This window comes from Acinetobacter sp. BIGb0196, assembly GCF_011759595.1.
In the GTDB taxonomy this organism is placed as follows: domain Bacteria; phylum Pseudomonadota; class Gammaproteobacteria; order Pseudomonadales; family Moraxellaceae; genus Acinetobacter; species Acinetobacter guillouiae.
The window spans coordinates 1963017-1989304 of sequence record NZ_JAAOZA010000001.1; the positions used below are offsets into that span (position 1 = coordinate 1963017).

Below are 26288 nucleotides of genomic sequence, written 5' to 3' on the forward strand. Positions count from 1 at the left end.
AGTATCAAACATAAATAAAAAATATTTTTCTTAAAATTAAATCGCTTATATAGCTTTCTGATGGTTTAAAAATCATGTGATATTGTGAATTATTTATCTATTTAAAGTTGAATTAAAGCTGACATTTCAACATCAAATCGGTATTGCTAAATCTGTTCTAAGTGCTAAATTAAAATAGTCATATAAATTATTTCTCTAACTACATCATTTTTATTATAAGACGATTAATTCGTATAAGGTTCGGTTCAGTATGCATATCATCATCATGGGGGCAGGTGTTATTGGTACAACATCCGCCTACTATCTAAAACAAGCAGGTCATGAAGTCACTGTGATTGATCGACAACCCAATGTGGCTTTAGAAACCAGTTTTGCCAATGCAGGGCAGATTTCTCCAGGTTATGCATCACCTTGGGCTGCACCAGGTATTCCACTAAAAGCGTTTAAATGGATGTTTCAACCACATTCACCACTGGCGATTAAGCTAACAGGCGATATGCATCAGTATCAGTGGATGGTCCGCATGTTGGCTGAATGTAATATCAATCGCTATCAAATCAATAAAGAGCGAATGGTGCGGATTTCTGAATATAGCCGTGACTGTCTGGATGAGTTACGTGCAGAGACCAAGATTCATTTTGATGAACGTCAACTAGGTACATTACAACTTTTTCGTAAACAACATCAATTGGATGTGGCAGGCAAAGATACCGAAGTTTTAAAACATGAAGGTGTACCCTTTGAGTTGCTGGATAAAGCTGGGGTTATCAAGGCTGAACCTGCTTTAGCCCATGCTACAGTCGATTTTGTTGGTGGTTTGCGTTTACCCAATGACCAGACAGGTGATTGCCAAAAATTCACAACAGAGTTGGCAGAACTTGCAGCCAAACAAGGGGTCAATTTTTTATTTAATACGGTAATTGAATCAATAGAAAAAGATCCTGAACGGATTACCGCGATTCACTTGAAAGATGGTAGCAAAATCAAGGGAGATGCTTATGTCATGGCGTTGGGCAGTTATAGTCATGAGATGCTCAAACAATTGGAGATAGATGCACCTGTATACCCATTAAAAGGATATTCAATTACCACCAAAATTGTTGATCCTGCACTATCACCTGTTTCTACAATCTTAGATGAGTCTTATAAAATTGCCTTAACCCGTTTTGATGATCGAATTCGTGTAGGGGGTATGGCTGAAATTAATGGTTTTGATCGCTCTTTAAAATCTAGCCGTGAAGACACTTTGCTTATGGTTTTACAACAACTATTTCCAAACGCAAGTGACATATCAGATGCACATTTCTGGACGGGTCTAAGACCAGCCACGCCAGATGGCACACCGATTGTTGGTAAAACAAGGTATCAAAATCTATATACCAATACAGGGCATGGAACTTTAGGTTGGACTATGTCATGTGGTTCAGCAAAATTATTATCCGATATTATTTCTGGAACCACACCACAAATTGAATATGATGATTTGAATGTGTTCCGATATGACTCAGTGAATCACTAAGACGATTGTTAAGGCGATATGAATCAAAATCACCAACAAGTCGCAGAACAGGAAATTTCATTTTCCAATGTGCATTTTTGGCATTGGTTTCTGCTTTTATTTCGTGGTTTTGATGAAGAAAAAGAGCTGAATTTAGATGAGGCGATTCAGGAAGCTGTTGGCTTAGACCCATATAACAAAGAATTAGCCACGTGGTATCAATCATTTCTACCCAGTGAAAATAATAGCATTCGAAATTATCAATTTTCAATTAGTGCGGATATTCGGGTAGATATCCAGTTTGCTCAAGAGCAGATCAATTATTATCTCAATGATCTATATATAGGCAATCTGGGTGGGCACTTTGAAGCATGGTTTTTTACGCTAGAAGAGCTTTTGAGTTTTCAATTGAATGATCAGCATTTCTTACTATTGTTAGCAATGCTGGGTGTTGAACCTCAACAGACTTTAGACGTTAGAATTCAAATATCAAAAAGATTAAATAACATTCCGTCATTTCAAGGACAACAAGATTACATTGCAAATTGTATCGTGAATGGGTTAAGGATGAATCAAGAATTTTATCAGGATGAACAAATCGGGATATCTAATCGACAAAATCATAGTATGCGCAATGTTGAGTTATATCCTGATGATTTGGAACATATAAAAACCATTAATCTTATTTTAAAGCATGATTAAATAGGAAAATAACAATGAAAGCGTTGTTTACAGCCATTAGAAATAGGGAAATTGAAAATATTCAACGACTGATTGAGAAAAAGCCTGAATTGGTCAATTGTGTTGCTAAAGCACCTCCGAAGAAAGATGATGGTTTATCTCCATTACAAGTTGCATTTAAAACCTTCAACATATGGGCTGTGAGATTTTTTATTGAACATGGCGCAGATGTTAATTATATGGATCAATCGGAAGTTAATACTTGGAATATGCCTGTATTACATGATGCTGTGATGGCAATTGTGGCATTGGCTCGCTTTGAGTATCCAATTGATCCGTGGGATAAAATTAAAAAAAGTCAAATGGAAATTCGTGGGAAGAAAGAAAATTTTGATGCTGTACTTATGTTATTAGAAATAATGATTGAAAAAGGTGCTGATGTAAATTCTCAAGACAGTAAAGGTAATACAGTGCTGCATAGAGCTTGTTTAGATGTTGAAAATAGACGGTTTGATCAGCATCAATTGTCAGTTGCAACTTTGGAAGATGTCCGACAGCTTTTTCAAATATTGATAAAGTATGGCGCTGATTTGAATCAAGCAACAACAACGCGAGAATCGGTGATCAAGTTATTTCCAAACCTATTTGAAGAACTTGATTTAAAAATTAGAGAATAATTAAACAATTTTACTTGTATTCGAACAAATTCATGGCATATTAATTGCTAATACAAGGAAAGATGATTGCAGGAGAGAAGTCTCTTGCGGACTCGCCGAAGGAGCAACGACCCCGGAAACTCTCAGGCAAAAGGACTGTAATCATTGTAAAACCTCTGGAGAGAAGTCATTCTATTGAAAACAAAAAAGAAATGACTCACCGAAGGGGATGGTAAGGCCTAAATAGTTTAGGTTTTTATCGAAGCTCTCAGGTACACATGACAGATGGGGCATACATTGACAATGTAATAAAAAAATATTGCATTTCAACGGAGTGTGCGTATGTGTCATGTCGTCATTATAGGTTCTGGTATTACAGGTGTTACCTCTGCCTATGAACTTGCTCAATTAGGTTATCAAGTTACTGTTATTGATAAACATTTATTTCCTGCTATGGAAACATCATTTGCCAATGGTGGACAATTGTCTGCGTGTAATGCTGAAGTGTGGAATCAAAAATCCACCGTGTTAAAAGGCATCAAATGGATGGCAAAAAAAAATGCACCATTATTGCTCAATCCGTCTTTTGATTTGCACAAGTATGCATGGCTGGTCGAATTTCTTGGCAACATCAAACACTATGAAGAAAATACTCAAAATACAGTGAAAATGGCACTTTTAGCACGTCAAAGGCTATTTAATATTGCTGAACAAGAAGGCATTGATTTTGACTTAGAAAAACGAGGTATCTTGCATTTCTATCATTCGGAATATGATTATAAAGTTGCAACTAGTGTAAATGAATTGCTATGTAAAGGTGGTCTAGAACGCCATGCAGTGACCAATGAAGAAATTAAATCCATCGAACCGAGTTTAATGGGTGAATACTATGGTGGTTTTTATTGCCCAGGTGATGCAACTGGTGATATCCATAAATTTACTACTGGACTTGCCAAAGCCACTGAAAAATATGGGGTAAAATATTTATTTGGTATGGAAGTTGTTGATGTAGAGCACACAGCCAACGGGGTGAATATTAAATACCACTCAAGTGTTGAAAACATGGAAGGCAGCTCAGTAGCAATCGAACAACTCAGTGCAGATGCCGTGGTGATTTGTGGCGGTGTTGGCAGTTACCAATTGGCCAATCAACTGGGCGATCGTGTGAATGTTTATCCTGTAAAAGGCTATTCAATCACCGTACAATTGGATGATGAAAAAAGTATCAATGGCGCACCTTGGGTCAGCTTGCTCGATGAAAGTGCAAAAATCGTCACGTCACGATTAGGTGCTAATCGTTTACGTATTGCTGGAACTGCTGAATTTAATGGCTATAATCGAGATATCCGCTCAGATCGTATCCAACCTTTAACAGATTGGGTTAATAAGAATTTCGATATTTCAACCGAGCATTGTATCCCGTGGGCGGGATTACGTCCGATGATGCCGAATATGATGCCTGTGGTAAAACGTGGAAAACGTGAACGGGTATTTTATAATACAGGGCATGGACATTTAGGCTGGACGTTGTCTGCTGCAACAGCTGTGATGATTAGTCAGGAAATTGCAAGCTCGCATCCTATTTAATCATATAGGCAATACTTTGGTATTTGCACTCTGGTGAATGTCCATATTCACCAGAGTGCTGGTAAAAATAATTAGGTGTGTTATGAATATAGAATCAACAACGCAAAAGCACTGGCATGAAACGAGCTATGTAAAGTTAGTTGAATCGATTCAATATATTGCACAAAATTATCATGATGTGTACGCCTTGGCCTTGTACTATTATTGTGATGATGATGAACCTTGTTTTCCCAAAGTTGAGCTGAACTTTAATACCATTGAATAGTTTGAGTCGCAAATTTCTGAAGCTTCGAGTCAAGCTGAAGCGAAATGGAATTATGCCTATTGGTTACAAGAACCGTCTTGGGATATTGGTGGAGAGAATGATCAGCTTTTGGCACAATGGTTTGAGCAAACACCATTTTATCATTCTCAAAAACAGATGGAATATGCTGAACAAGAAGATGATGCACTATTTAATGAACTTTTAGAAAAAGGCGAGCAGTTTGCTCAATTGTTTATTACACAAATAATCAAAATGGTTCAGCAATTATTTTCTGAAAATATTCTTCAAGATACATTTGGGAAAAATCTTCCAGTCATTATTCATGAGCTTGAATATTATGAAGAACCCATTTCGTGGACCAAAAGAGCCAATCCAAGTGCATTAATCAATGAATTTATGGATGCCTGTGAAAGTGATTTCTCTTAACAAAATATGCTTATGATTCAATGCTGAGGGACGTGATGTGCCCCACAGCACTTATTGAGTGGAAGCAAGCACTTTAAACGTTATAGACGAGTAAAGACTTCTTCTTGGGTCAAACGAGACTTGGGCAATTTTGCATTAAAGTCAGTATCACTACGATAACCGAGTGTCATAATCACAGACGGGACCAAATTCTTTTCAATTAAGCCTAATTCTTCAGTCAGAATATCTTCGTCAAAACCACCGATTGGCGTTGCATCGATACCTTCAATACCTGCAGCTAATAGCATTTGACCCAGTGCGATAAAGGTTTGATTTTCCGCCCAGCGCTGAATATCACCTTTTTCATTGCGATAATAAGAGACATAGCCTGTACGACTGTCTTTTTGACCTTGCTTAGCCTTGTCATCTTTAAAGCGGCCACTGAGATCATCCTGCTGAAGTAAATTACTCAGGTGCTGTTCTGTAATATCTGCTTTGGTACAGAATAAAATCGTATGTGATGAATCTAAAACCTTTGGTGCGTTGTAGCTATATTTTCCGACTAAGGCTTTAGCAATACGTTGTTTAGCTGCATCATTGTCAGCAATAAAAAAATGCCAAGGCTGGATATTGATTGACGATGGGGTTAAACGCAGGATTTCAAGTAAACGTGCAAATTGTGCTTGAGGAATCTTTTTAGAAGAATCATAAGCTTTTGTGGTGTAACGTGTTTTTGCTACATTTAATACATCCATAAGGCGATCTCATATATCGTAAATTTTCGATATATTGTATGCTAAAATCGCGAAATGTGAATCTTCAAAACGTAAATAAAGGTGAAGAATCATGATTTTTAATCAATCGGTAAAGTGATTTTTATCTGAAATTGTCCATCTAATAAATTTCCAATCCGCATTTTCATCCACTTCTAAAATCATTGCTTCAGATGTTTTTTCACGCCAATCTCCTAAAACAATTCTAGCTTTACCATTTACATCATGAATTTCAGGGCGATGGGTATGACCATGAACCAACAGATCGACATTATTAAATGCTTTTTCAACAGCTTGTTGGTTAACGTCCATAATTTCATAGGATTTATTTTGTTGAGACTCACGGCTTTTTTTACGAAAACCATTGGCAAGTTTTTGTCTAAAACCAAGTGGGGTACTTTTTAAAAGTCCCAATACAATTGGATTGCGAATAATTTTTTTAAATCGTTGATAAGAGATATCATCGGTACATAAAGCATCGCCATGTTCAAGACGAAATTTTTTATCACCAATGTTAAATGTATAAAATTCAGGAAGTAATTTACCATTAAACTGATTTAAAAATGTCTGCCCTAAAGCAAAATCACGATTACCCACTTGAAAATAAATTTGATTACCAGCTTGCAATGAAAATTGTTTTAGATGCTCAATAATTTCATCTAACCAAGGCGCAGTATAATCATCGCCAATCCAAGCATTAAACCAGTCACCGAGAATAAACAGTTGCGTGTTTTGATATTTATAGTGTTCTAATAAATCAAAAAACCCTCGAACCAGTCGAGGGTGTTCTGGTGACAAATGTAAATCAGCGATAAACAGATAGGTCACTTATTTTCCTATTTAATAACTCCTCCCAAGCTTGCTTTGTAAAGGGAGCAGTATTCCTTTATTTAAAAGTCAGCTTCGGGAGGATTTATAAATTATTCAGAGATAATTTTTGCAGATTCAATCACAATGTTTTCTAAAGGAACATCAGCATGATAACCACGGTTACCCGTGCGAACACCTTTGATTGCTTCAACGATGTCTAAGCCTTCAGTCACTTTACCAAATACTGCATAACCCCAACCTTGAGCAGTTTTACCTGTATGGTTAAGGAAAGAGTTGTTTTTTACGTTGATAAAGAATTGTGCAGAAGCAGAGTGAGGTGCTTGAGTACGTGCCATTGCAATCGTACCTTCGTCATTGCTTAAACCATTGTCCGCTTCATTTTCAATTGAATCACGTGTGGTTTTTTCTTTGAAGTTTTCATCCATGCCACCGCCTTGGATCATGAAACCATCAATAACACGATGGAAGATTACGCCATCATAAAAACCATCACGAACATATTCTAAAAAGTTAGCAACAGTTTTTGGTGCTTTTTCAGAGTTAAGTTCAAGAACAATGCGTCCTTTGTTGGTGTTTAATTCGACTTGAGGAAAACTCATTCTATAATCTCCTAATCATGACTAAAAATGTCATGGGTTTTTGGTTGAGAGAAGCATAAGCAAACTGTAAACTACATAGCAAGTAAAAATGTGAAATTCTTTTGTTAAAAAAGGATAAAATCACATTTTCTATATTCAATTTTAACTTTTAGAAGTGATTTATCAACTATGAAGCCAAATGATGTTGTTTCAGAACTGCCGAAAACCCCGACAAATAGTCCAAGCCCTGTCGATAATGCGCAGCAAGAACAACAAGCGGGCTTAGATTTTGTACGCCAAGTCATTACAGAGGATTTGGCAGCGGGCCGTACACAAAAAGTTGTTACACGTTTTCCACCTGAGCCAAATGGTTATCTACATATTGGTCATGTAAAGGCTATCTGCTTAAATTTTGGCATCGCTCAAGAATACGATGGTTTGTGTAACTTGCGTTTTGATGACACCAACCCAGATGCTGAAGAACAAGAATATGTTGATGGTATTGCCAATGACGTAAAATGGTTAGGTTTTGAGTGGAATGGCGAACCTCGCTATGCATCAAGCTATTTTGACCAATTACATACTTGGGCAGTTCAGTTGATCAAACAAGGCGATGCTTATGTAGATCTACAAAGCCCAGAAGAAATTAGAATTAACCGTGGTAATTTTGTCGAGCCAGGTAAAAACTCACCTTATCGTGATGCATCTATTGAAGAAAATCTTGCTCGTTTTGAAAAAATGAACAATGGTGAATTGGCTGAGGGTGAAGCAGTATTACGTGCCAAAATTGATATGACCTCACCAAATGTACATATGCGTGATCCAATTCTATATCGTGTACTTCATTCAGAACATCACCAAACTGGTGATAAATGGAAAATGTACCCAATGTATGACTATGCTCATCCATTGTCAGATGCGATTGAAGGGATTACCCATTCATTATGTACCTTAGAGTTTCAAGACCATCGCCCATTTTATGATTGGGTGGTTGAGAAAGTACATTCACAATCAGTTCCACGTCAGTATGAATCTAGCCGTTTAAATATAGATTATACGATTACCTCTAAACGTAAATTACGTAAATTGGTAGAAGGTAACTATGTTCATGGCTGGGATGATCCACGGATGCCAACTGTGGTGGGCATGCGTCGTCGTGGTTTTACCCCTGAAGGGTTACGTGAGTTCTGTAAGCGTGTAGGCGTGTCTAAAACAGATGGTATCGTTGATGTGGCTATGCTTGAGTTCTGTATTCGTCAATCTCTTGAAAATACAGCAGCACGTGGTATGGCTGTTTTAAATCCATTGAAAGTGACTTTGACCAACTTGCCAGCAGATTTGGATTTAAGCCATGCACGTCATCCAAATGTAGATATGGGCGATCGTATTATTCCTTTAACCTCTGAAATCTTTATTGATCGTAAAGACTTTGAAGAAGTTCCACCAAAAGGTTTTAAACGTTTAGTTCCTGAGGGTGAAGTACGTTTACGCCATGCTTATGTGATCAAGTGTGATGAAGTGATTAAAGATGCCAATGGCGAAGTGATCGAGTTGAAATGTTCAATTGATCCTGAAACTTTAGGTAAAAACCCAGAAGGTCGTAAAGTGAAAGGCGTTGTACATTGGGTTTCTGCGTCGAAAGGGATTCCTGCTGAGGTTCGTGTTTACGATCGTTTATTCACCGAAGCTGCACCAGATGCAGATGATGATTTCTTGGCAAATTTAAATCCAGAGTCTTTAACGGTACTTCAAGCGGTGATCGAGCCTGCTTTGGCTCAAGCGCAACCAGAAGATCGTTTCCAGTTTGAGCGTGAGGGTTATTTTGTTGCGGATCAATATGATCATACAGCAGATAAACCTGTGTTTAACCGTGTCTTAGATTTGAAAGATAGCTTTAAACCGGGTAAATAATTTTATTCAACCCTGAATAAAATCATGATTTTAGACCTAGCTTCGGCTAGGTTTTTTTATACTGTTTAAAATTGATTGAGGAATACTATAGAAAAGCGATATAGTAAATGCACAAATAATAATCAGGACAAATATATGTCTTCCCAATTTGATTTTGTTACGGTCCATATTAAACCTAATATTCATTATAAAGGGCGATCAATCAGTTATCTTATCGAATGCAAAGATGGTTCGAAGAAAACATTGGGGGTAATTTTACCCACAGAGAAACCTTTAACTTTTGAAACTCATGTGACTGAGCGCATTGAGATTGTCTCTGGAAAATGCTTGGTTCGGATAGCAGATCAAGAAGAAATGGAAGTTTACAGTTCTGGAGAGTCTTTTACTGTTCCTGCAAATAGCCGTTTTAGTCTGCAATCCAGCGAAGTTGTAGATTATGTTTGTCATCTGGAATAACGGATAACGTTAGCCAAATCATCATTAGAATTCTTTAAAGTAATCCTGTAAATACTCAATAAAAACTTTTACTTTATCAGAGATTAATTTTTTATCTGGAATAACAGCATAAATAGCAGTGGGTTCTACCCTAAAATCAGGAAGCACATGAACCAGTTCTCCTGAATCTAAATCGTTTTTGACATGCCAAAGCGAGTGATTGGATATGCCGAGCCCTGCCAAAGATGCCTGACGAATCCCTTCGCCTGAGTTGGTAATAAAATAGCCATTTACCTGGATATCTAATCTTCTATTTGGGTTACTGTGATCCAGAAAGTTCCATGTATTGCTGATGCCTTGTTGATGACGCTGCACGATACAACGATGTTGTTGTAAATCTTCTAAACGTTTGGGGATACCAAATTTAGCGAGATATTCAGGTGCAGCACAAAGTAAGCGTTTATTGATAGATAATGGTTTTGCGATGAAAGAAGAATCTTGTAGTTTGCCAATGCGAATCGCAAGATCCATACCTTTGGTAATAAGATCTACATTTTGGTCATTTAAATCTAAATTGATTAATAATTCAGGGTGTTGTTTTAAAAACTCAGCAATAACCTGAACCAGTATCTGTGTTCCAAAGGTTGCGGAAGCGGTGATATTGATGCTTCCTGAAAGTTTTTGATCTTGAAGCTTTAAATTTTCGGTTAATGTCTGGAAACTATCGAGAAGTGGTCGTCCTTGTTCAATCAATATTTTGGCTTCTTCGGTCAGACTTAGTTTCCGTGTCGTACGATAAAAGAGTTTAAGACTGAGCTGATTCTCAAGCCGTTGAATCCTTTGACTTGCAACTGAAACTGCAATATTAGCTTCTTTTGCCGCTTGGCTGATTGAACCTAAATCTGCGACACGTAAGAAGAATTGGAAGTCTTGTGTATTCATTTTCCATAAAATCAAAAAAGTAATTCCTCATTATCCTGATTTTTAAAATAATACCAAGTTGTTATTTTGTGATGAGACACATTATTCAATCAAGGTGAATGATCATGAAATATAATTTTTTAGGCAATTCTGGTTTAAAAGTATCTGAGTTGGGATTTGGTGCTGGAACCCTTGGAGGAAAAGGTCCTCTATTTTCTGCCTGGGGACAAGCAGGGCAGAAAGAAGCCAATCAAATGATTACTACATGTAGAGATGCAGGAATTAATTTCTTTGATACGGCCGATGTGTATTCAGACGGTGAATCTGAAAAAATGCTTGGAATTGCATTAGCACCTTATCGGCACAATGCGATTATTTCAACTAAAGTTGCGCTTCGTACCAATCAGCAAGTGAATCAGGTCGGATTGAGTCGTCATTATTTAATTCATGCAGTAGAACAATCGTTAAAACGCTTAAATACAGACTATATCGATGTTTTACAGTTACATCAGTTTGATAGCTTTACTTCGCTAGATCAGCTTATGAAAACTTTAGATGAATTGGTCCGAAGCGGAAAAGTTCGTTATATCGGGGCATCTAATTTTTCAGGCTGGCAATTGATGAAAGTGCAGTCGATTGCAGATCGTTATGGTTATGAAAAAATGGTGGCACATCAGGTGTATTATTCATTGATAGGTCGGGATTATGAATGGGAGTTGATGCCTTTAAATCATGATCAGCATATTGGTGCTGTTGTGTGGAGTCCTTTGGGATGGGGACGTTTGACAGGTAAGTTTGATCGTCACAATCCTTTGCCTGAAAATAGTCGCTTACACGAAACAGCTCAATTTGCACCACCTGTAAACGAAGAATATCTTTATAGGGTAATCGATGCCTTAAAACAGATTGCATTAGACACAGGATATTCAGTCCCACAAATTGCTTTAAAATGGTTGCTCACACGTCCTACAGTGTCTACTGTACTGATTGGTGCTCGAAATCAACAACAACTGCAAGATAATCTCATTGCAACAGATCTAGTGCTTACGGATTCACAATTACAGCGTTTAAATCAAGTCAGTGCGGTTTATCCAGCATATCCATATTACCCGTATTGGAATGGTCAATTTTCAGAGCGCTATCAGCGCATTGTTGAATCATCACTTATTCAAAACTAATTCGTTAAATTTGTTAACAAAAACATGATACTGATTACATAGCACTTATGTTATCAGTATCACTTTGTTATCCATATATAGTTATATAAGCTTAGAAGAGTAATAAGAATGAATCCAACCATTGAAACTCAAATGTTAATTCGTAAACCTGTCTCTGCGGTTTTTAATGCATTTATTGATCCTGAAATTACTTCAAAATTCTGGTTTAGTCGTTCTACAGGACCCCTAAAAGAAGGCAAAATTGTGCAATGGAGTTGGGATAAGTATCAAGTCAGTTCAAAGGTTATGGTATTTAACATTATTGAAAGTAAATTGATTCAAATTACTTGGGGTGAACCCAAAACATCGGTAGATTTTATATTTGAAGAAATCAGCCCCGAGCACACCTATTTAAAAATTAGAAATTATGATATTTCGCTACAAGGCTCTGAACTGATTCAATTTATTATAGATGCAACTGGGGGATTCACCACAGTGCTGGATGGTTTAAAAGCTTATTTGGAACATGGAATAGAACTCAAATTGGTTGAAGACAAATTTCCACCATTTTAGTGGTGATTTAAAATCAGGGCTTTGCCTAACGTCATATGATGAACCTAGCTGAGTATTTTACTTTTTAGACTGTTGTTCTTTAAGTGATAAATAGGTTGGAAGTTTTAATTTTGACTGAGCCCTGAGTTTCATTTTTATATATAAAACCAAAGCAAAACAGGTGGTTGCAACTGTTAAAAATAAGCCATTCATATAGGTCATGATTGAACTGATATAGCCAATTGTGGTTAAACGGTTCATCATTTTTACTACTTGAGGACTACTTTCAACTCCTGTAATTGCCCAACTACACAGATGTTCACAATTATTGATAATCAAATGATAGCTGTTTTCGTTCATACGTGTACGCATACGTCGCACCACATGACGACCAGAAAACTTAGGTTGATCATAGTAACGGACACGGATCACTTTACCATGTGAAAATTTTTCAAGTGAAGTGATTTCGATTGGGCGTTTTTTTACAAAATGTGCCAGCCCTGAATAATGTATAACACGACCTTTTCCAGCATAGATTCCATGATGGCTATAGCCAAAATGTTTGACGATTAAATGCGCACCTAACGGGTATTTAGCTATTTGTTTTGTCTGCATATTCCACTCAGTTCAAATAAAGTGTACACATGTATTTAATTGAAAGGATAGTTTGATTATAACCATGCAAAATGAATTTGATAGCCCTTAAAGTGATAATTAAGTAAAAAAATGCATTAAAAGTGCTAATTAGCCTTCATTATTCAATAGATCACACGATAAAATATAACGCTTTGCATGGGGATGTTATGAATTTGAAAACTGGGGTATATGCGCTGATAAGCATGATGGGATTGAGTGCACTTTCCTTTCACGTCAATGCCAATACTGACTATATCAAAATAATCAAAGACAAGAAGGTGATCGCAGATGCAGTACGTATCGATGATCTGGATCAGTTACAACTATTTTTAAAAAACCAACAAGGGCAAACCTATAAAAAATTCGCAGCTGTGCAAAAAGAGCTAAAAAAATGCCAGATCAGTTTTGCCATGAATGCAGGAATGTATCACCCTAATTTTGCACCAGTAGGCTTGTACATTGAACAAGGTAAACAACAAACAGAATTAAACCAACAAAAAAACAAATTCGGTAATTTTTTTATGCAACCCAATGGTGTGGTTGCTTGGAACAATAAACAAGCTGTGATTAAAACCACAGAACAATATCTTAAATCTAATTTTAAAGCTCACTATGCTACACAATCTGGTCCAATGTTATTGATCAATGGTGAGATCAATTCAATTTTCGTTAAAAACTCAGATTCGTTAAAAGTTCGCAATGGGGTGGGAATTAAAAATAATCAACTGTATTTCGTGATAAGTCGTGGAAAAATTAATTTTTATAATTTTGCTGATATTTTTAAGTCGCAGCTTAAAACAGATCAAGCTTTATATTTAGATGGTTCAATTTCAAGTGCATTTATTCCACAAGTGAAAAGGAATGATCAGACTTATGATTTAGGCCCGATGTTTATTTATAGTGAAGCAAAAAATTGTGACGATTAAAATGTAAAAATTAAAGTTTTGCTTATGATTTATAGGTTAAATCAAAATGGACGCCTGCAAATAGAAGCATCCATTTTTTGTAGATCAAGGATAAATTACTTAACCATGCCAATGATTGAAGACTGCGCTTTACAGGCTTGAATAGCATCTTCTTTAGATAACTTTTTAATTTCTTCTTCAAAGGCTTTTTTCTGTTCTTTTAGTGAATCTTCAGGAATGCCACTTTGTTTTGCCAAGTCTTCCATATGCTTCCAAGATTCTTCACATTCCTTTGGCATACCACCACATGCGGTTAAGATAGTGCCTAAAGCGAGAATTGGAATTAAACGTAATAATTTCATATTCTGATCCTTTAATTTAAGTTGGTTTTTTACTGAGGTTTATTCATATTGATCATTAAAATTTATAGCGTATACAAATGACGGAAAAATGAATTTGTCTTTGAATAAAAAGAAAAAGACTTCATTCTCAAGTATATACACTAGAATGAAGTCTACGCTAAAAAATAATTTTAACAAGATCACGCATCGAGCATTAGAAACGGTAACCTATTTTTAAACCATAGCCTATGGCATTGTTGTCACGATAATCACCTTGTTGGGCAATTTCTGAAGCACCGGGTACCGGAATGTAATAGGTACCATCTTGTGCCGTGGCGTCCCCAATCCAAATATATTTGATGCCTCCTGCGATAAAGTAATTGTCAGTAGGATTGTATTGAACACCCAACCCTAAGCCCCAACCGCCTTTGGTAGGATTTAATACAGAAGCAGGATTTCCAGTACCAGAATCCCATGAAACATCAGCCGACGCAGCCCATTTTTGTGTAAATTGATGTCCTAAACCAACAGTGATGCTGTATTGGTCTTTCTGATAGTCATCCAGATTAAATCCACCAGCATATAGGCCTTGGCTTAACTCAGCTGTTGCCAGTTCAGTGAGTGCGCCAAACTGTGTTGGACGGATTCTAAAATCTTTCCAATTTACCCAACGCGCATTTAAATATGCCAGCGTATCTTTATAAACACCTGTTTGAAAATCTAAATTTACCGATTGTGGCGTGTTGATTTCTGTATCTTTATCAGGAGTGAATGCTAAAGGTTGTCCAAAAATGGTTTCTTGAGCATCTATTTTGTGCTTGATTTTAGAACGATAAGTCACGGCTGCCTTTAATGCAATTTCAGGAATCTGAAAAGCAGCACCAGCAAGCCATCCAACAGCACTATCTTGTTTAAAGTTGGCATCATAGCCATTAAACACACTCATCGAATTACCACGCAAAGACACTTTACCTTTGACTGTCTGGTATACGCCACCGCCGTAGAGGTTAAAATGAGCATCTGGCTGAAAACCAAATAGCATCGCAATATTTTGAGTATCAACATCCGCAAGGGTACCTTTCATACTGATTTCAGTATCAGAGAAGGTATTATTGCTACGTAAAGGATATTCGATTGCAGCACCATAAGGTTGATCATAGATGAGCCCAAAGGAAACTTTTGGCGCAATTTGCAGTTTTAATGCTGCATTATAGTATTGATATGATTGTGCCATATCACCTGTACTCAAATCATTGCTGCCTGCATTGACTAAATCAGGTCGATTTCGAACTTTACCTGATACTTTCGGGTCAACTGCGGCAATACTGGCTTCGAAATAATTCTTGTCTTCAAGAAACGCCAGTATCGATTGACCAGATTGATCCATCGCAGCTGCATGAGTATAAGCAGTGGGTAAAATGCTGAGGATACTGAGAATGAGTGATTGAGTTTTCATGCTTTTCTTTCCTTGAATGTTTTTTTTATTTCGCATATAAAATTCAGACAAAACTATAGTGAACAATAGAAGTTAAGCTATTAGTTTATTTAAGTTTTATCTGAAAGCTTTATGATTTTAGTGAATCATTTTTACTGGATTTAATAAAGGGGTGTAATGACCAATTTAAGGGGGGATTATCGGACAATTCATATGTGCATTGTCTTAAGAAGTTGCCTTAGATCATTGAAGAATATTGAAGGATAAATCGCTGATTTAAAAAGATTATTTTCCAAAAAGAATTAATTTAAAATGACTGCGTTGATTGATCAGGAATTGATAGATCAGCAATGGTACAAAATAGCCTCAACAAGATCTGTAAGCTCATCAATGATTTATTAAATATTGAATGAAGCGATCAGGGTGGATAGCTTATTGCTGCAAAATTTATTAGTATTTAATCTGAATTACCTTGTGGTATCAGCAAGGACAAACTATTCATTCCCAGTTTATTTGGAAAGGAATTTACGTATCGCTATGAACTATAAAAGATCCTCTGTCATGGAAGAGAAAATGCAACAGAACCGCGAGATGATTTTATTGTCTGCACGAGAGCTGGTTGCACAAGGAGGATTTAAAGATGCACAAATTCAAGCGATTGCAGATCGGGCAGGCGTTTCAAGTGGACTGGTCTACCGTTATTTTGAAAATAAAAATCAGGTACTGATTGAAGTTTTAAATGCGGCGATTCATATCGAAGTCAATATTCTCAATGATATTGCACATACCCAACTCAGCGCACTAGAAAAACTAGATCGGGCCGTCACAACCTTTGTAAAAAGGGCAATGAACAGCCCTCGACTGTCTTATTCTTTATTGTTTGAACCTGTCGATCCTCAATTTGAGTTAGAACGTTTTCAAAGCAAGCAATTGATTAAAGAAAGTATTATTAAAATTTTGACCGAAGGACGTCATTCAGGTGAGTTTATTTTTGAGGATTTAAACACCACGGCATTGTGCATCGTGGGTGCAATGACTTTTGTTGTGATTGAACCTTTAAGTATCGCCAAGACCAAGCGTTTTGATAAAAGCTATAAAGAGTATTTTGTAAAACAAATCGCTGATTTTTGTTTGCAGGCAGTGAAAGTTAAACATCCTCAGGAATAATATTAATCATCATTGCAAGGCTTAAAGAAATGGCAAAGGACTTTAATAATCCAGTTGTAGTTGAAGGATATGATGCACATATTCGTAAATTAATTCCCGGTTATGAACTGATACATTTACAAGTCCATGCTGTATTAAAGAGCTATGTATCGACTCAAGCGAAGATTTTAGTCGTGGGATGTGGTACAGGTTATGAACTGCAATATTTGGCTGAGCAATTTCCTCATTGGAATTTTACAGCAATCGATCCTGCAGCAAATATGATTGATAAAGCCAAACAACATATAGCAGATTTAGGGCTTTGTTCTCGAATTCAGTTTGTGCAAGGTGATACATCTGTTCTTAAACAAGTCGATGAGAATTTTGATGTGGCTTTGGCTATCTTGGTTTCACATTTTGTTCCAGTTGATGCAAAAGCACAATTCTTAAAAGATATTGCAAATCACCTAAGCAGTACTGGTCTATGTTTAAGTTATGAATTGATGGAAATTTCGAATGCCAAACAATTACAAGCTTTAAAAAATCTGAGTTTAGCAACAGGATTAACAGAAAAACAGGCGCAACTTATGGCAGAACGTATTGAACAAGATTTTGCTTTAATTTCTGTTGATGAAATGAGTGCTTTGTATTTACAAGCAGGTTTTAAGCGTGTGGAAAACTTTGCTCAAGTATTGAATTATCATGGTTTTATTGCATTTAAAACGGATTAAGAAAAACGTCTAAGTAATAACTAAAAATCATTTTTTGCTTTAAAGTAAATCAATCAGTCATATTTCTATGAGCTATATACGCTTATAAAAAAGTTCCTTATCCAAATGGTTGAAGGAACTTTTTTATTGCAGATCAAAACCAAAACATAAAGGATTATTTCTCTTTGCTTTCTTTTTCAGGTTCTTTCACCACATTGACATCATATAGATGAGCAAAGGCGGAAAGTAAACGAATTTTAGGATCTGCATTTGAAATTTTAATGCTTTGATCCGCTTCAAGTGTGATTAATTTTTCAGCAACAAAATAATCGACAATTTGTGTGATTTCACTCTCAATTTCAGACTCATCCCATTTTAAAAAGAAGGCTTTTTGAATAAGTGGGTATTGTTCGATGACTTGGGTATATAAATCAGATTTTGAAATCTCAAATTGCTGCTGCTCTGTTTCAACACGCAATACTTTGGCAATCAGTGCTGGCAGGATAAACGTGTGCAGAATGTTATTACTGAAATACTTAAGCAAGCCCACCTGTATATCACTGACTTTCACCCAACGTTCATTATCATGCTCAATCAATTCAACTTGTTTAAGCTTCATGGCATATTGAATGATTTCTGTGTTGGAAAGCTCAGTGATTTGCATACGCTCATCATAACGATGCTGTTTGAGTAGATTACGGAATTGTTCTAAACGTACCAATACTTCACGCTCTGCCAAAGCATGCGTTGGTGCATTTAATAAGACCAGAGAAATCAAACTGATAGGATTAATCACTACGGCTTTATTGATATTTTCCAAAATATCACATGCAACATCATTGACCGTGGCTTTAACAGACTCAGGCATCTCTTCATGCAAAGCAACACGTTGAGGTGCATTGTTCTTTTTTAAGATCTCTTCCAGGAAAACTGGTTCACCTAAATTGACGTGGACAACACCAAAGACTTTTTCAATCTTTTGAATAGATTTAAGTAGTCCAAATAGTGATTCAGCTTGTTTTTTCTGTCCACCCAGCTCTTTTATGTATGAACTGCCTTCGATCAGTTTTTCATATCCAAAGTAAGTCGGAATAAAGGCAATCGGTTTACTATTCCCACGCAAATAACTTTGGATGGTCATTGCGAGCATCCCTTTTTTTGGCGGCAATAAAAGTCCAGTACGAGAACGACCACCTTCAATAAAGTATTCCATCGGTGTATTTCGATTGAGCATACTGTAGATATATTCTTTAAAGACAGCGGTATAGAGCGCATTACCATTAAAGCTACGTCGAATAAAATATGCACCTGCACCACGCATCAATTGTCCAACCACAGGCATATTTAAATTAATGCCTGCTGCAATATGGGGAACCATCAAGCCACGGTTATAAATCACATAAGACAATAACAAATAGTCAATGTGGCTACGATGACAAGGGGTATAGACAATTTCATAATCTTTGGCAAGTTCACGAACCGTATCGAAATTATGTACTTCGATACCGTCATAGAGCTGGGTCCATAATTTAGTTAAAGCAATTTCAGCAAAGCGTAAGGTCGAATAAGAAAAATCAGAAACGATTTCATCGAGGTATTTATGCGCGAGTGCTTCGGCTTCATTGATGCTGATTTTTTTATGAATGCTTTCATTGAGAATGGCTTCTTTCACCGCATCACTCAGCATGAGTTTGTTAATTACATTGCGACGATCTGAAATATCAGGACCAAGAATTGCTTCTTTATAGCCATTAAATTGTTTATTGAGCTCAGTCACCACATAATGCGCTGGTGAAAAATTGGGTGTGAGTTCAATGGCTGAATCGATTAACTGCCGTAAAGAAACTGCTTGATGGAATTCTATATAATTGTTACGACCATAAAGGGTAATGTTGAGTGCTTGCTTAATGCCCGTTGGCTTTGCCCAAGCATCAGTCATTAATGCTTTATACCAGCTATCTTCATTCTCTGGCGCACGTCCCCATAAAATCGTTGTTGGCACTAAAAGCACATCTTGCTCAGGATGTTTCAATAAATATTCGACTAAGCGAATAATTTTATCTGGGTAGTATGCAGAAGCATTGCTTTTGGTTGGTTCTAAAGTGATAAAACGATCATCTTCCTGATAATCTGACCCTAGGTTAAGGGGCGCAAAAGCAGGGCTGAGTTTTCTTTTTTCTGTTTCATTGTCAATCAAGACTTTATTTGAAGTTGAGTCATCTTGAATGACATAGCAAATCGGAAAATTGGCTGTGTTTGGATCATTAACTGTATTTTCAAGAGTTTTTGTATCGCCTAAAACTTGTGGGCTGACGATTTTATCTAAGATTTTTTTTGTAAATTGACGATAAAATTTTTGATAAGCATTGCTTGCCATAATATTCTCTAAATATGAGTCATATCGTTATTATGCTTGAAATAATATACAAATATATAGTTTGATTTGACGACAAATCGGTCAAACACTTTGCTTAAAAACTAAACTTATGATTTTTATCAATAAACTATTTCAATATCGGTATAATTAAATTCAGTTACTCAATATCAAAGTTTCATAGAAAAGCATTATGATAGATTGATATAAATTCAAGGAAAGGTCATGTCTACAGATCCAAATTTTCCAGCAACTGAAAACTTAGGTATTGCTGTTTATTCTAATAATGCTGAGGCAATTGGAAATACACCACTTATTCGTATCAATCGTCTTATTACAGGTGGCGCAACGGTCTTAGCAAAAATTGAAAGTCGTAATCCTGCGTTTTCTGTTAAAGATCGAATTGGCGCTGCACTTATTGCAGATGCAGAAGCGAAGGGGCTTTTGAAAAAAGGCATGCATATTGTAGAACCAACCAGCGGAAATACTGGTATTGCATTGGCATTTGTAGCAGCGGCAAAAGGTTATGCGATCACTTTAACTATGCCAGCAAGTATGAGTATAGAGCGCCGTAAAGTATTAAAAGCGTTGGGTGCAAATTTAATTTTAACTGAGCCCGCAAAAGGTATGAAAGGCGCAGTTGATGAGGCAGTACGTTTAGCAACAGAACAACCTGAAACATATTTTTTACCGCAACAATTTGAAAACCCAGCCAATCCTAAAATACATGAGACAACAACTGGTCCTGAAATTTGGGCTGCAACAGGCGGTAAAGTCGATATTCTTGTTGCTGGTGTCGGAACTGGCGGTACTATTTCAGGTATTTCAAGTTATTTTGAAAAGGTCAAGCAGCAAGCGATTTACTCCGTTGCTGTAGAACCCGCAGATTCACCAATTATTGGACAAACCAAACGTGGTGAAACTTTAACGCCTGGGCCACATAAGATCCAAGGGATTGGTGCAAACTTTATTCCTAAAAACTTGGATTTAGACTTAGTTGATGAAGTTATTGCTATCGACAACCAAGAAGCGATTGATTTTGCCCGTCAAAGTGCCACTCAAGAAGGTATTTTTGTCGGTATTTCTAGCGGTGCGGCTTTAGCTGCTGCTGCACAATTAGCTGCTCGTCCTGAAAATGCAGGTAAAACCATTGTGGTGATTCTTCCTGATGCGGGTGAACGTTATTTGTCTTCCGTTTTGTTTGAAGATATTTCAGCAGATTAAACTCGAATTAAATCGCTTATGTCTATGTTATGTATTGTTGTCATAGACTAAAAAATGAACCCGCTCAAGTATCAGCAAGAGTGGGTTTATTTTATTGATATTCAATTTCTATTCTTAAATTTTATAATGAAGACTTTAACTGCTTTTCATGTTGTTTGACTTGTTTCGCGTATCGTTTACCTTGGCGTTTCATTTTACGATTTGTTTGGTAATTTGTGGGTCCAACATTATAGTAGGCTAAGGCCTTTTTCCAGCTTCCTGCACTTTGATTATATTTTGCCAAGATCATGGTGCCACAGCGTACATTGGTATATTCATCAAACAAATCACCAGGGCAAGCTTGTTGCCAATAACGCGGCATGATTTGGGTAAGCCCAACAGCACCAGATGGAGAGGTGACATAACTCCGATAGCTCGATTCTTGACGGATGGTTGCTGCGATCAGTAAAGGATCTACATCATATTGATCTGCGCTTTGTACAATCATTGGGGATACACGATTGGCAACATCGGGAGAGACAGAATAGGCTTTTTGGATTCCAGTCGAAAGTTTAGCAGCACGTTTTTGCATAGAGCCGCCACCCAAAGACGAACATGCTGTGATCGCAAGTGTTAAACCCACTGTAGAAATTATTTTTAACTGATACTGAAAATTCAAAATAAAACCAATGTTATGTATCCAAGATTGCCCTGATGTTAAGTAGCTGATTTAAACCTGTCAATCTATGAAAATTGGTAGATTTATTCGTGATTTGTATCTTAAGCTGTTGGTTGCTTGCTATTTAGGCGTTATTTCGTCATTTTTGCTTGTTTTTTCTGTAACATTATTGCCAACATTAAATGCAATGGATTCTGAGCAGTATATTGGACTTCAAATTGTTGATTTCCATTGTGCTGGTACAGAGCATAAATTACTGGAATATTTAATTTATTTCCGTCAATCAAATTTGAGTTTTCACCTGAAAGTTCTTTGGTCATATCAGCAAGTACATTGGTGCTAATCTCTTGTTGAATTACACCTTGGCAAATATATTGCGCACCTTCAAAGCGATCAGTAATCAAATCGATTAGATTTTGTGAATCCTGATTGTCTTTATCAGCCTGTAATTTTTCCAGATTTAATCGCTTTATTTTAGTTAAAGTGATTCCTTCTATAGAAGGTATGGTTTTTGTTGTTGTGTTTGCATTTGGATTAAATTGTTGAGTAAGTTGATTTAATTTTGATCCAAAATTGATATTTACCTGACTTGAGTAGAGTTTTTTTACACGATCAGTCACTTGTTGATTATTACATTCAGACTGATTAAATAAACTGCACCCTTGCAGACCAAAACCTACACAGAGCATTGTAAATATTATTTTGTAATTCATCTATATCTCTCACAATCATGTTTATTCACTAACTCCACCAATATCTTAAAATATGAAAGAAGATGGGTGCAGAAAAGCAGATAGAATCAATCCGATCTAACATTCCACCATGACCATGAATCAACTGTCCCCAATCTTTGACACCACGGTCACGTTTGATGGCAGACATTACCAAACCACCGAAAAAGCCAAAGATACACACAACCAGTCCTATCAATGCAGCTTGTAGATAGCTAAATGGAGTAAGCCATGCCATAGCAACACCTAAAGCTGTGGCTAAAACAATACCACCCACTAAGCCTTCAACTGTTTTTGATGGTGACAAGACAGGTGCAACCTTGTGCTTTCCAAAAAGCTTACCACAGACATATTGCAAAACATCGGATGCTTGAACAACCATAATCAGCCAGATTGCTAACCAAATCGGTTCACCTTTAAAACCATTTAGTTTTAAATTGAGTAATGCAGGAACATGGGAAATACAGAAAACACAGACCATGAGTCCCCATTGAATTTTAGAACTACGTTCAAGGAAGTGTTTGGTATCTTCTTGTTTTAGACTGGCAATCGGAATCAGTAAAAATACATAAAGTGGAATAAAAATTGAATATAAGCCGTACCAGTCGATATAGATCAAATAATATTGATAGGGAATAACAAAATAAAAGGCGATAAGTAAAGGGAAATAATCACCCCGCCGTGTCGGTAATAGACTGGTAAATTCTCGTAGAGCAAACAGGGAAATAATCCCAAATAAGATAATAAATGCAGTTTGACCCAATAGGATGGCTGCGCCAATGACGATCAACATCACCCACCAAGCATTGATCCGTGCGTTTAAATTATCAATCACTGATGAGGGTTTTTGCCCAGCTTTTTGCTTGAGAATAAAGCCCACGCTAGATGCAAAAACTAAAATTCCCGCAAAAATACCAAATAAAAGATAGGTTTTATTTAGATTATCTAAAATCATTGATTCTCAACCTCTTTTAATTGTAATAGCTGCTTCTGTGCATAATCTATAAATGTGGCTTTATCCATTTCTAAATGTTGTTCTAAAGGAAAGCCAAAGCATACGGTAGACAGTAAAGGCAAAGGAACAAAAGAACCTTTTGGCATGACACGTCTTAGATTTGAAATCCAAACAGGGACAATCTCAATCTCAGGAAATTGTTTATGTAAGTTATAGAGGCCACTTTTAAAAGGTAACAGCTCAAGATCATCATCAAGATTTCGAGTACCTTCAGGAAAAAAAATAATGGAATAACCCTGAGCAAGAGCGTCTTTCACAGGTTGTAAAGGGTCTGCATTATCTTCGCGATTACGTTGAATCGTAACACCATTAAAGGTGTCTTTAATTAAAAATTGTCTAAAGCCATCTTTCAGCCAATAATCTGAAGCAGCAACAGGTTTAGTTTTACGACGCATCAGTTTTGGAAGTGAAGACCATAATAAGATAAAGTCGATATGACTATTGTGATTGGCATAGTAAATACGTTGTTTCATCTCAGGCTGACAACCAACCCATAAGCTACGAGCACCAGTTAAGAGTCGTGCGCCACGGCGTGTCAAAAATGCGATAAAGCGAGCAATAGAGTGTGATGCTAAATTTCCATTAGATGAATCTAAGTGTTGAGTCTTTTGTTCTAAAGACTGTTTATTGTATGACTCTTTATCTTGTTCGGAACGTTGTTCAGGTAGTTGATTCATTCTCTAAGCCGATTGATATTGAAGCATTTTATTGTGGGGCAAGCTGTATAATAGGGTGATTAAAGTACAAAATTCTACTTTTTAAGTGACTAGAATAAAAATATAACCAACCTTAGTTTTGAATAAAAAGTAAAAAGCTTGGTCTCCATTTACAAATTTATCATTTCTGTTTTTTGAATCATAGAAGAATTTTATAGCATTTCAAGATCTTCACTGCTGAGAAGCTGAGAATTTTATTGATTTAAGACGATTCAAACCATCATACGATAACAATTGATATATCAGCTAAAACTGTATCAGTTGAGGTTAAAATCGCTTTAAATAATTCTAGAAATCAAAATCATTAAAACCAGATATTGTATCAATAATAAAGCAATTTGAAGTTTTAAAAGTTTAAAGCATCCTGCAAAACGCTGTGACCAATCACGTCCTGCTTTGGATGCGGGCATCAATTTCATACTCACTAGGGTTTGATCAAATTGCAGGGTTAAGTTTTCAATAGATTCAGTTTGGGATTCTCGTGCAATCATTTTAATGAGTTGAGCATCAAACTTAACTCTAAATGAGAGATAATGATGAAGTCCAGATAATAAGAATGTAATGACAATGAACGTCCAAAAATCAAAAGATTGCCAGCCTTTGAACAGGATGGCAAAAATAGATAAGGCAAAAGCCAAATAACCTGAAAGCAATATAGCTGTGGTTGCTGATAACAGTTGCGCAACCACATAAAAATTCATTTTCATGGCGCTAAACCTTTCAGTTTTAGATGGTAAATTTCTAATTCTTCCAGTTGGGCTTGTTTTAATACCACCCAAGGGCGAGCTTTACGAATAATGCTTACCATTTCATCAATATTGGCATCTTGGTTTTGTTGAATCAGCCAAGCAGTGAGTACAGCGCTACTTCTTGAATATCCTAAGGCACAAAAGATAAGAATATTTTGGGTAGAGCTGTGTTCAAGCTTCGACATCAAATCATTTAACCGTGCTACGGCTAACTCAAGCTGATTGGCTTGTAATGGAATCAAATCTAGACTGAGATATTGCTGATATGCCGTTGCATGGTTTAGGGGTAACTCAGCAACACAATCAAATATTGCATTGTATTGGTGGTGATCTTGTTGTACTGGAATTCTTCCAATATAGATTTTTTTAAGCTCATGTTGAATGATAAAAGAATCTTCGGGATGCTTTTTGGTCCAAATACGACTATTAAGCCAAGCAAAGATTAAATAAGGCGCAAGCAGTATTTGCGCAGCAACAGTCATTTTACCATTTTCTTGTTTTTGAAAAAAATGTGGACGCACAAAACTATAGCTATGTGCAACGATAAATAGGCTCACAGCAGGGTAAATTAGCCACAATCCCCAAGGTCTAAACTCGTAGGCTAAGATAAAGAAAATCACTGAGCCACAAAGGTAATAACTACCAAGCTTTAAATGTTTTGCTGTTAACAGTTGCAGTCCATCTTTTCTAAATGGGGATTTTACTGAAATTGGAAATAACCATAAGCATAAAGCGCCAACAAGTATTCCTGTAGGAAGATCAATAAAATGATGTTGCCATGTCGTGAGTACAGAGATTCCAATCAGCACACACCAAAAATCGACCACATATTTCCATGCCCCAAATACATGGCGACGATAGAAATCCCAAAGGATAATCAGCAAAACAATATGTAATGAGGGCGCTTGATTAAAGGGCTTATCGAAGCCCATCAGGACATCAAACCATAGACCGAAAAAACCATCTAAAGGTGGGCGTTCAAAACTAAACTTTAAAGGAAACAGTAAGAAGCAACTAATCGAAATGACTTGCGCTAAAAATAGCCTAAGCGCTTGTTGTTTAAGCTCAAATTTGTTCCAACAAAGTAATAAGGAGAGACCATAAAACAGGTCAATTGACCAATACGGTACAATTGTCCAAGCCCAAAGTGGAATATGCTTTTCCCAAGCAAAGACAATACTTGGAACATCACTAAGACCTGATGCATATTGATTTGCAAAGCCATAAGTGAGGAAAAAGAAAGGCGCAAGAAAAACTAAGCAAAGTACGCCCCATTTCCATGTCCCAGTTTCTTTGATGAGTGTTTGCATAAAACATCCGTAGATTATTATTCTATTTAAATTAAAAAATTGGTGACTTTGATTGATTTATATCAAGTCACCAACTGTGATAGCAGAA

The 26288-nt window shown here is 36.6% G+C and carries 28 protein-coding genes and 1 riboswitch; of the genes, 14 read left to right on the forward strand and 14 right to left on the reverse strand.

Translation table 11 applies throughout. The features are described 5' to 3' along the window. Nucleotides 1-250 precede the first annotated feature (250 nt). From FHR28_RS08875 to FHR28_RS21885, 6 genes are all read left to right on the forward strand, one after another. Nucleotides 251-1519: a D-amino acid dehydrogenase gene (locus FHR28_RS08875; RefSeq protein ID WP_151957670.1), complete on the forward strand. Its 1269-nt coding sequence runs from the start codon at nucleotides 251-253 to the stop codon at nucleotides 1517-1519. 18 nt (nucleotides 1520-1537) lie between these two features. After that, on the forward strand, nucleotides 1538-2200 hold the full coding sequence (locus FHR28_RS08880; protein ID WP_166782398.1) for an Imm19 family immunity protein: 663 nt from the start codon (nucleotides 1538-1540) through the stop codon (nucleotides 2198-2200). A gap of 14 nt (nucleotides 2201-2214) precedes the next feature. Next, entirely contained in the window at nucleotides 2215-2856 is a 642-nt protein-coding gene (locus FHR28_RS08885; RefSeq protein WP_228722041.1) for an ankyrin repeat domain-containing protein, read from the forward strand. 59 nt (nucleotides 2857-2915) lie between these two features. Continuing rightward, nucleotides 2916-3004, forward strand: a riboswitch (glycine riboswitch). Between the two features lie 173 nt (nucleotides 3005-3177). Next, the gene (locus FHR28_RS08890; RefSeq protein ID WP_056511511.1) at nucleotides 3178-4422 is read left to right on the forward strand and encodes a D-amino acid dehydrogenase; all 1245 of its coding nucleotides are present in this window, start codon (nucleotides 3178-3180) and stop codon (nucleotides 4420-4422) included. Nucleotides 4423-4504: 82 nt separating this feature from the next. Beyond that, nucleotides 4505-4687: a hypothetical protein gene (locus FHR28_RS21880; protein WP_228722042.1), complete on the forward strand. Its 183-nt coding sequence runs from the start codon at nucleotides 4505-4507 to the stop codon at nucleotides 4685-4687. A 108-nt stretch (nucleotides 4688-4795) separates the two neighbouring features. Further along, nucleotides 4796-5113: a hypothetical protein gene (locus tag FHR28_RS21885; protein ID WP_228722043.1), complete on the forward strand. Its 318-nt coding sequence runs from the start codon at nucleotides 4796-4798 to the stop codon at nucleotides 5111-5113. An 80-nt stretch (nucleotides 5114-5193) separates the two neighbouring features. Here the strand turns inward: FHR28_RS21885 and nfsB are convergent, their stop codons facing one another. The 3 genes from nfsB to FHR28_RS08910 all read right to left on the reverse strand — a co-directional run bounded on the left by nfsB (nucleotide 5194) and on the right by FHR28_RS08910 (nucleotide 7295). Next, entirely contained in the window at nucleotides 5194-5847 is a 654-nt protein-coding gene (gene nfsB / locus FHR28_RS08900) for an oxygen-insensitive NAD(P)H nitroreductase (RefSeq protein ID WP_004719955.1), read from the reverse strand. Nucleotides 5848-5949: 102 nt separating this feature from the next. After that, nucleotides 5950-6693, reverse strand: coding sequence for a UDP-2,3-diacylglucosamine diphosphatase (locus FHR28_RS08905; protein WP_166782399.1), 744 nt, complete (start codon nucleotides 6691-6693; stop codon nucleotides 5950-5952). A gap of 92 nt (nucleotides 6694-6785) precedes the next feature. Then, entirely contained in the window at nucleotides 6786-7295 is a 510-nt protein-coding gene (locus FHR28_RS08910) for a peptidylprolyl isomerase (RefSeq protein ID WP_004821835.1), read from the reverse strand. A 168-nt stretch (nucleotides 7296-7463) separates the two neighbouring features. Between FHR28_RS08910 and FHR28_RS08915 the strand changes: the two genes are divergently transcribed. Together FHR28_RS08915 and FHR28_RS08920 are read left to right on the forward strand one after the other, a co-directional pair. Then, the gene (locus FHR28_RS08915; RefSeq protein WP_004719961.1) at nucleotides 7464-9185 is read left to right on the forward strand and encodes a glutamine--tRNA ligase/YqeY domain fusion protein; all 1722 of its coding nucleotides are present in this window, start codon (nucleotides 7464-7466) and stop codon (nucleotides 9183-9185) included. Nucleotides 9186-9320: 135 nt separating this feature from the next. Beyond that, entirely contained in the window at nucleotides 9321-9641 is a 321-nt protein-coding gene (locus tag FHR28_RS08920) for a pyrimidine/purine nucleoside phosphorylase (protein ID WP_004719963.1), read from the forward strand. Nucleotides 9642-9665: 24 nt separating this feature from the next. Here FHR28_RS08920 and FHR28_RS08925 read toward each other — a convergent pair whose 3' ends face one another. Further along, a complete protein-coding gene (locus FHR28_RS08925; protein WP_166782400.1) occupies nucleotides 9666-10562 on the reverse strand; it encodes a LysR family transcriptional regulator in 897 nt (298 codons plus the stop codon). A 104-nt stretch (nucleotides 10563-10666) separates the two neighbouring features. Here FHR28_RS08925 and FHR28_RS08930 point away from each other — a divergent pair, with 104 nt between their 5' ends. Further along, complete coding sequence (locus tag FHR28_RS08930) at nucleotides 10667-11719, forward strand: aldo/keto reductase (protein WP_166782401.1); 1053 nt, start codon at nucleotides 10667-10669, stop codon at nucleotides 11717-11719. A 108-nt stretch (nucleotides 11720-11827) separates the two neighbouring features. Next, nucleotides 11828-12271 carry an SRPBCC domain-containing protein gene (locus FHR28_RS08935; protein ID WP_166782402.1) on the forward strand — a complete coding sequence of 148 codons (444 nt, stop codon included), beginning with the start codon at nucleotides 11828-11830 and terminating at the stop codon, nucleotides 12269-12271. 57 nt (nucleotides 12272-12328) lie between these two features. On the opposite strand, the gene FHR28_RS08940 is transcribed toward FHR28_RS08935, so the two are convergent. After that, on the reverse strand, nucleotides 12329-12865 hold the full coding sequence (locus FHR28_RS08940) for a lecithin retinol acyltransferase family protein (protein ID WP_166782403.1): 537 nt from the start codon (nucleotides 12863-12865) through the stop codon (nucleotides 12329-12331). A gap of 188 nt (nucleotides 12866-13053) precedes the next feature. On the opposite strand from FHR28_RS08940, the gene FHR28_RS08945 reads away from it, so the two are divergent. Further along, the gene (locus FHR28_RS08945) at nucleotides 13054-13812 is read left to right on the forward strand and encodes a phosphodiester glycosidase family protein (protein ID WP_166782404.1); all 759 of its coding nucleotides are present in this window, start codon (nucleotides 13054-13056) and stop codon (nucleotides 13810-13812) included. 95 nt (nucleotides 13813-13907) lie between these two features. On the opposite strand, the gene FHR28_RS08950 is transcribed toward FHR28_RS08945, so the two are convergent. Beyond that, entirely contained in the window at nucleotides 13908-14153 is a 246-nt protein-coding gene (locus FHR28_RS08950; RefSeq protein WP_004719975.1) for a hypothetical protein, read from the reverse strand. Between the two features lie 193 nt (nucleotides 14154-14346). Next, entirely contained in the window at nucleotides 14347-15588 is a 1242-nt protein-coding gene (locus tag FHR28_RS08955; RefSeq protein ID WP_166782405.1) for an OmpP1/FadL family transporter, read from the reverse strand. Nucleotides 15589-16104: 516 nt separating this feature from the next. On the opposite strand from FHR28_RS08955, the gene FHR28_RS08960 reads away from it, so the two are divergent. Then, nucleotides 16105-16734 carry a TetR/AcrR family transcriptional regulator gene (locus FHR28_RS08960; protein WP_056511474.1) on the forward strand — a complete coding sequence of 210 codons (630 nt, stop codon included), beginning with the start codon at nucleotides 16105-16107 and terminating at the stop codon, nucleotides 16732-16734. 29 nt (nucleotides 16735-16763) lie between these two features. Then, nucleotides 16764-17444 carry a class I SAM-dependent methyltransferase gene (locus FHR28_RS08965; RefSeq protein WP_166782406.1) on the forward strand — a complete coding sequence of 227 codons (681 nt, stop codon included), beginning with the start codon at nucleotides 16764-16766 and terminating at the stop codon, nucleotides 17442-17444. Between the two features lie 154 nt (nucleotides 17445-17598). Here the strand turns inward: FHR28_RS08965 and plsB are convergent, their stop codons facing one another. Then, nucleotides 17599-19800 carry a glycerol-3-phosphate 1-O-acyltransferase PlsB gene (gene plsB / locus FHR28_RS08970; protein ID WP_166782407.1) on the reverse strand — a complete coding sequence of 734 codons (2202 nt, stop codon included), beginning with the start codon at nucleotides 19798-19800 and terminating at the stop codon, nucleotides 17599-17601. Nucleotides 19801-20022: 222 nt separating this feature from the next. Here plsB and cysK point away from each other — a divergent pair, with 222 nt between their 5' ends. Beyond that, on the forward strand, nucleotides 20023-21021 hold the full coding sequence (cysK, locus tag FHR28_RS08975; RefSeq protein ID WP_166782408.1) for a cysteine synthase A: 999 nt from the start codon (nucleotides 20023-20025) through the stop codon (nucleotides 21019-21021). 121 nt (nucleotides 21022-21142) lie between these two features. Here the strand turns inward: cysK and FHR28_RS08980 are convergent, their stop codons facing one another. The 6 genes from FHR28_RS08980 to FHR28_RS09005 form a co-directional block, all read right to left on the reverse strand. Then, nucleotides 21143-21679 carry a lytic transglycosylase domain-containing protein gene (locus FHR28_RS08980; protein ID WP_166782409.1) on the reverse strand — a complete coding sequence of 179 codons (537 nt, stop codon included), beginning with the start codon at nucleotides 21677-21679 and terminating at the stop codon, nucleotides 21143-21145. Between the two features lie 131 nt (nucleotides 21680-21810). Beyond that, on the reverse strand, nucleotides 21811-22392 hold the full coding sequence (locus FHR28_RS08985; protein ID WP_151957589.1) for a hypothetical protein: 582 nt from the start codon (nucleotides 22390-22392) through the stop codon (nucleotides 21811-21813). Between the two features lie 28 nt (nucleotides 22393-22420). After that, on the reverse strand, nucleotides 22421-23365 hold the full coding sequence (locus FHR28_RS08990) for a phosphatidate cytidylyltransferase (protein ID WP_004719987.1): 945 nt from the start codon (nucleotides 23363-23365) through the stop codon (nucleotides 22421-22423). Next, the gene (locus FHR28_RS08995; protein ID WP_004719989.1) at nucleotides 23362-24102 is read right to left on the reverse strand and encodes a lysophospholipid acyltransferase family protein; all 741 of its coding nucleotides are present in this window, start codon (nucleotides 24100-24102) and stop codon (nucleotides 23362-23364) included. Before FHR28_RS08995 ends, FHR28_RS08990 begins: the two co-directional genes overlap by 4 nt. A 317-nt stretch (nucleotides 24103-24419) precedes the next feature. After that, on the reverse strand, nucleotides 24420-24848 hold the full coding sequence (locus FHR28_RS09000; protein WP_166782410.1) for a hypothetical protein: 429 nt from the start codon (nucleotides 24846-24848) through the stop codon (nucleotides 24420-24422). Beyond that, entirely contained in the window at nucleotides 24845-26200 is a 1356-nt protein-coding gene (locus tag FHR28_RS09005) for a phosphatase PAP2/dual specificity phosphatase family protein (protein WP_166782411.1), read from the reverse strand. Before FHR28_RS09005 ends, FHR28_RS09000 begins: the two co-directional genes overlap by 4 nt. Between the last annotated feature and the right edge of the window lie 88 nt (nucleotides 26201-26288).

Coding starts and splice junctions, on each gene's coding strand:
- FHR28_RS08875 (WP_151957670.1), top strand. CDS start 251: ATGCATATCATCATCATGGGGGCAGGTGTTATTGGTACAACATCCGCC.
- FHR28_RS08880 (WP_166782398.1), top strand. CDS start 1,538: ATGAATCAAAATCACCAACAAGTCGCAGAACAGGAAATTTCATTTTCC.
- FHR28_RS08885 (WP_228722041.1), top strand. CDS start 2,215: ATGAAAGCGTTGTTTACAGCCATTAGAAATAGGGAAATTGAAAATATT.
- FHR28_RS08890 (WP_056511511.1), top strand. CDS start 3,178: ATGTGTCATGTCGTCATTATAGGTTCTGGTATTACAGGTGTTACCTCT.
- FHR28_RS21880 (WP_228722042.1), top strand. CDS start 4,505: ATGAATATAGAATCAACAACGCAAAAGCACTGGCATGAAACGAGCTAT.
- nfsB (WP_004719955.1), bottom strand. CDS start 5,847: ATGGATGTATTAAATGTAGCAAAAACACGTTACACCACAAAAGCTTAT.
- FHR28_RS08910 (WP_004821835.1), bottom strand. CDS start 7,295: ATGAGTTTTCCTCAAGTCGAATTAAACACCAACAAAGGACGCATTGTT.
- FHR28_RS08915 (WP_004719961.1), top strand. CDS start 7,464: ATGAAGCCAAATGATGTTGTTTCAGAACTGCCGAAAACCCCGACAAAT.
- FHR28_RS08920 (WP_004719963.1), top strand. CDS start 9,321: ATGTCTTCCCAATTTGATTTTGTTACGGTCCATATTAAACCTAATATT.
- FHR28_RS08925 (WP_166782400.1), bottom strand. CDS start 10,562: ATGAATACACAAGACTTCCAATTCTTCTTACGTGTCGCAGATTTAGGT.
- FHR28_RS08930 (WP_166782401.1), top strand. CDS start 10,667: ATGAAATATAATTTTTTAGGCAATTCTGGTTTAAAAGTATCTGAGTTG.
- FHR28_RS08935 (WP_166782402.1), top strand. CDS start 11,828: ATGAATCCAACCATTGAAACTCAAATGTTAATTCGTAAACCTGTCTCT.
- FHR28_RS08940 (WP_166782403.1), bottom strand. CDS start 12,865: ATGCAGACAAAACAAATAGCTAAATACCCGTTAGGTGCGCATTTAATC.
- FHR28_RS08945 (WP_166782404.1), top strand. CDS start 13,054: ATGAATTTGAAAACTGGGGTATATGCGCTGATAAGCATGATGGGATTG.
- FHR28_RS08950 (WP_004719975.1), bottom strand. CDS start 14,153: ATGAAATTATTACGTTTAATTCCAATTCTCGCTTTAGGCACTATCTTA.
- FHR28_RS08955 (WP_166782405.1), bottom strand. CDS start 15,588: ATGAAAACTCAATCACTCATTCTCAGTATCCTCAGCATTTTACCCACT.
- FHR28_RS08960 (WP_056511474.1), top strand. CDS start 16,105: ATGAACTATAAAAGATCCTCTGTCATGGAAGAGAAAATGCAACAGAAC.
- FHR28_RS08965 (WP_166782406.1), top strand. CDS start 16,764: ATGGCAAAGGACTTTAATAATCCAGTTGTAGTTGAAGGATATGATGCA.
- plsB (WP_166782407.1), bottom strand. CDS start 19,800: ATGGCAAGCAATGCTTATCAAAAATTTTATCGTCAATTTACAAAAAAA.
- cysK (WP_166782408.1), top strand. CDS start 20,023: ATGTCTACAGATCCAAATTTTCCAGCAACTGAAAACTTAGGTATTGCT.
- FHR28_RS08985 (WP_151957589.1), bottom strand. CDS start 22,392: ATGAATTACAAAATAATATTTACAATGCTCTGTGTAGGTTTTGGTCTG.
- FHR28_RS08990 (WP_004719987.1), bottom strand. CDS start 23,365: ATGATTTTAGATAATCTAAATAAAACCTATCTTTTATTTGGTATTTTT.
- FHR28_RS08995 (WP_004719989.1), bottom strand. CDS start 24,102: ATGAATCAACTACCTGAACAACGTTCCGAACAAGATAAAGAGTCATAC.
- FHR28_RS09000 (WP_166782410.1), bottom strand. CDS start 24,848: ATGAAAATGAATTTTTATGTGGTTGCGCAACTGTTATCAGCAACCACA.
- FHR28_RS09005 (WP_166782411.1), bottom strand. CDS start 26,200: ATGCAAACACTCATCAAAGAAACTGGGACATGGAAATGGGGCGTACTT.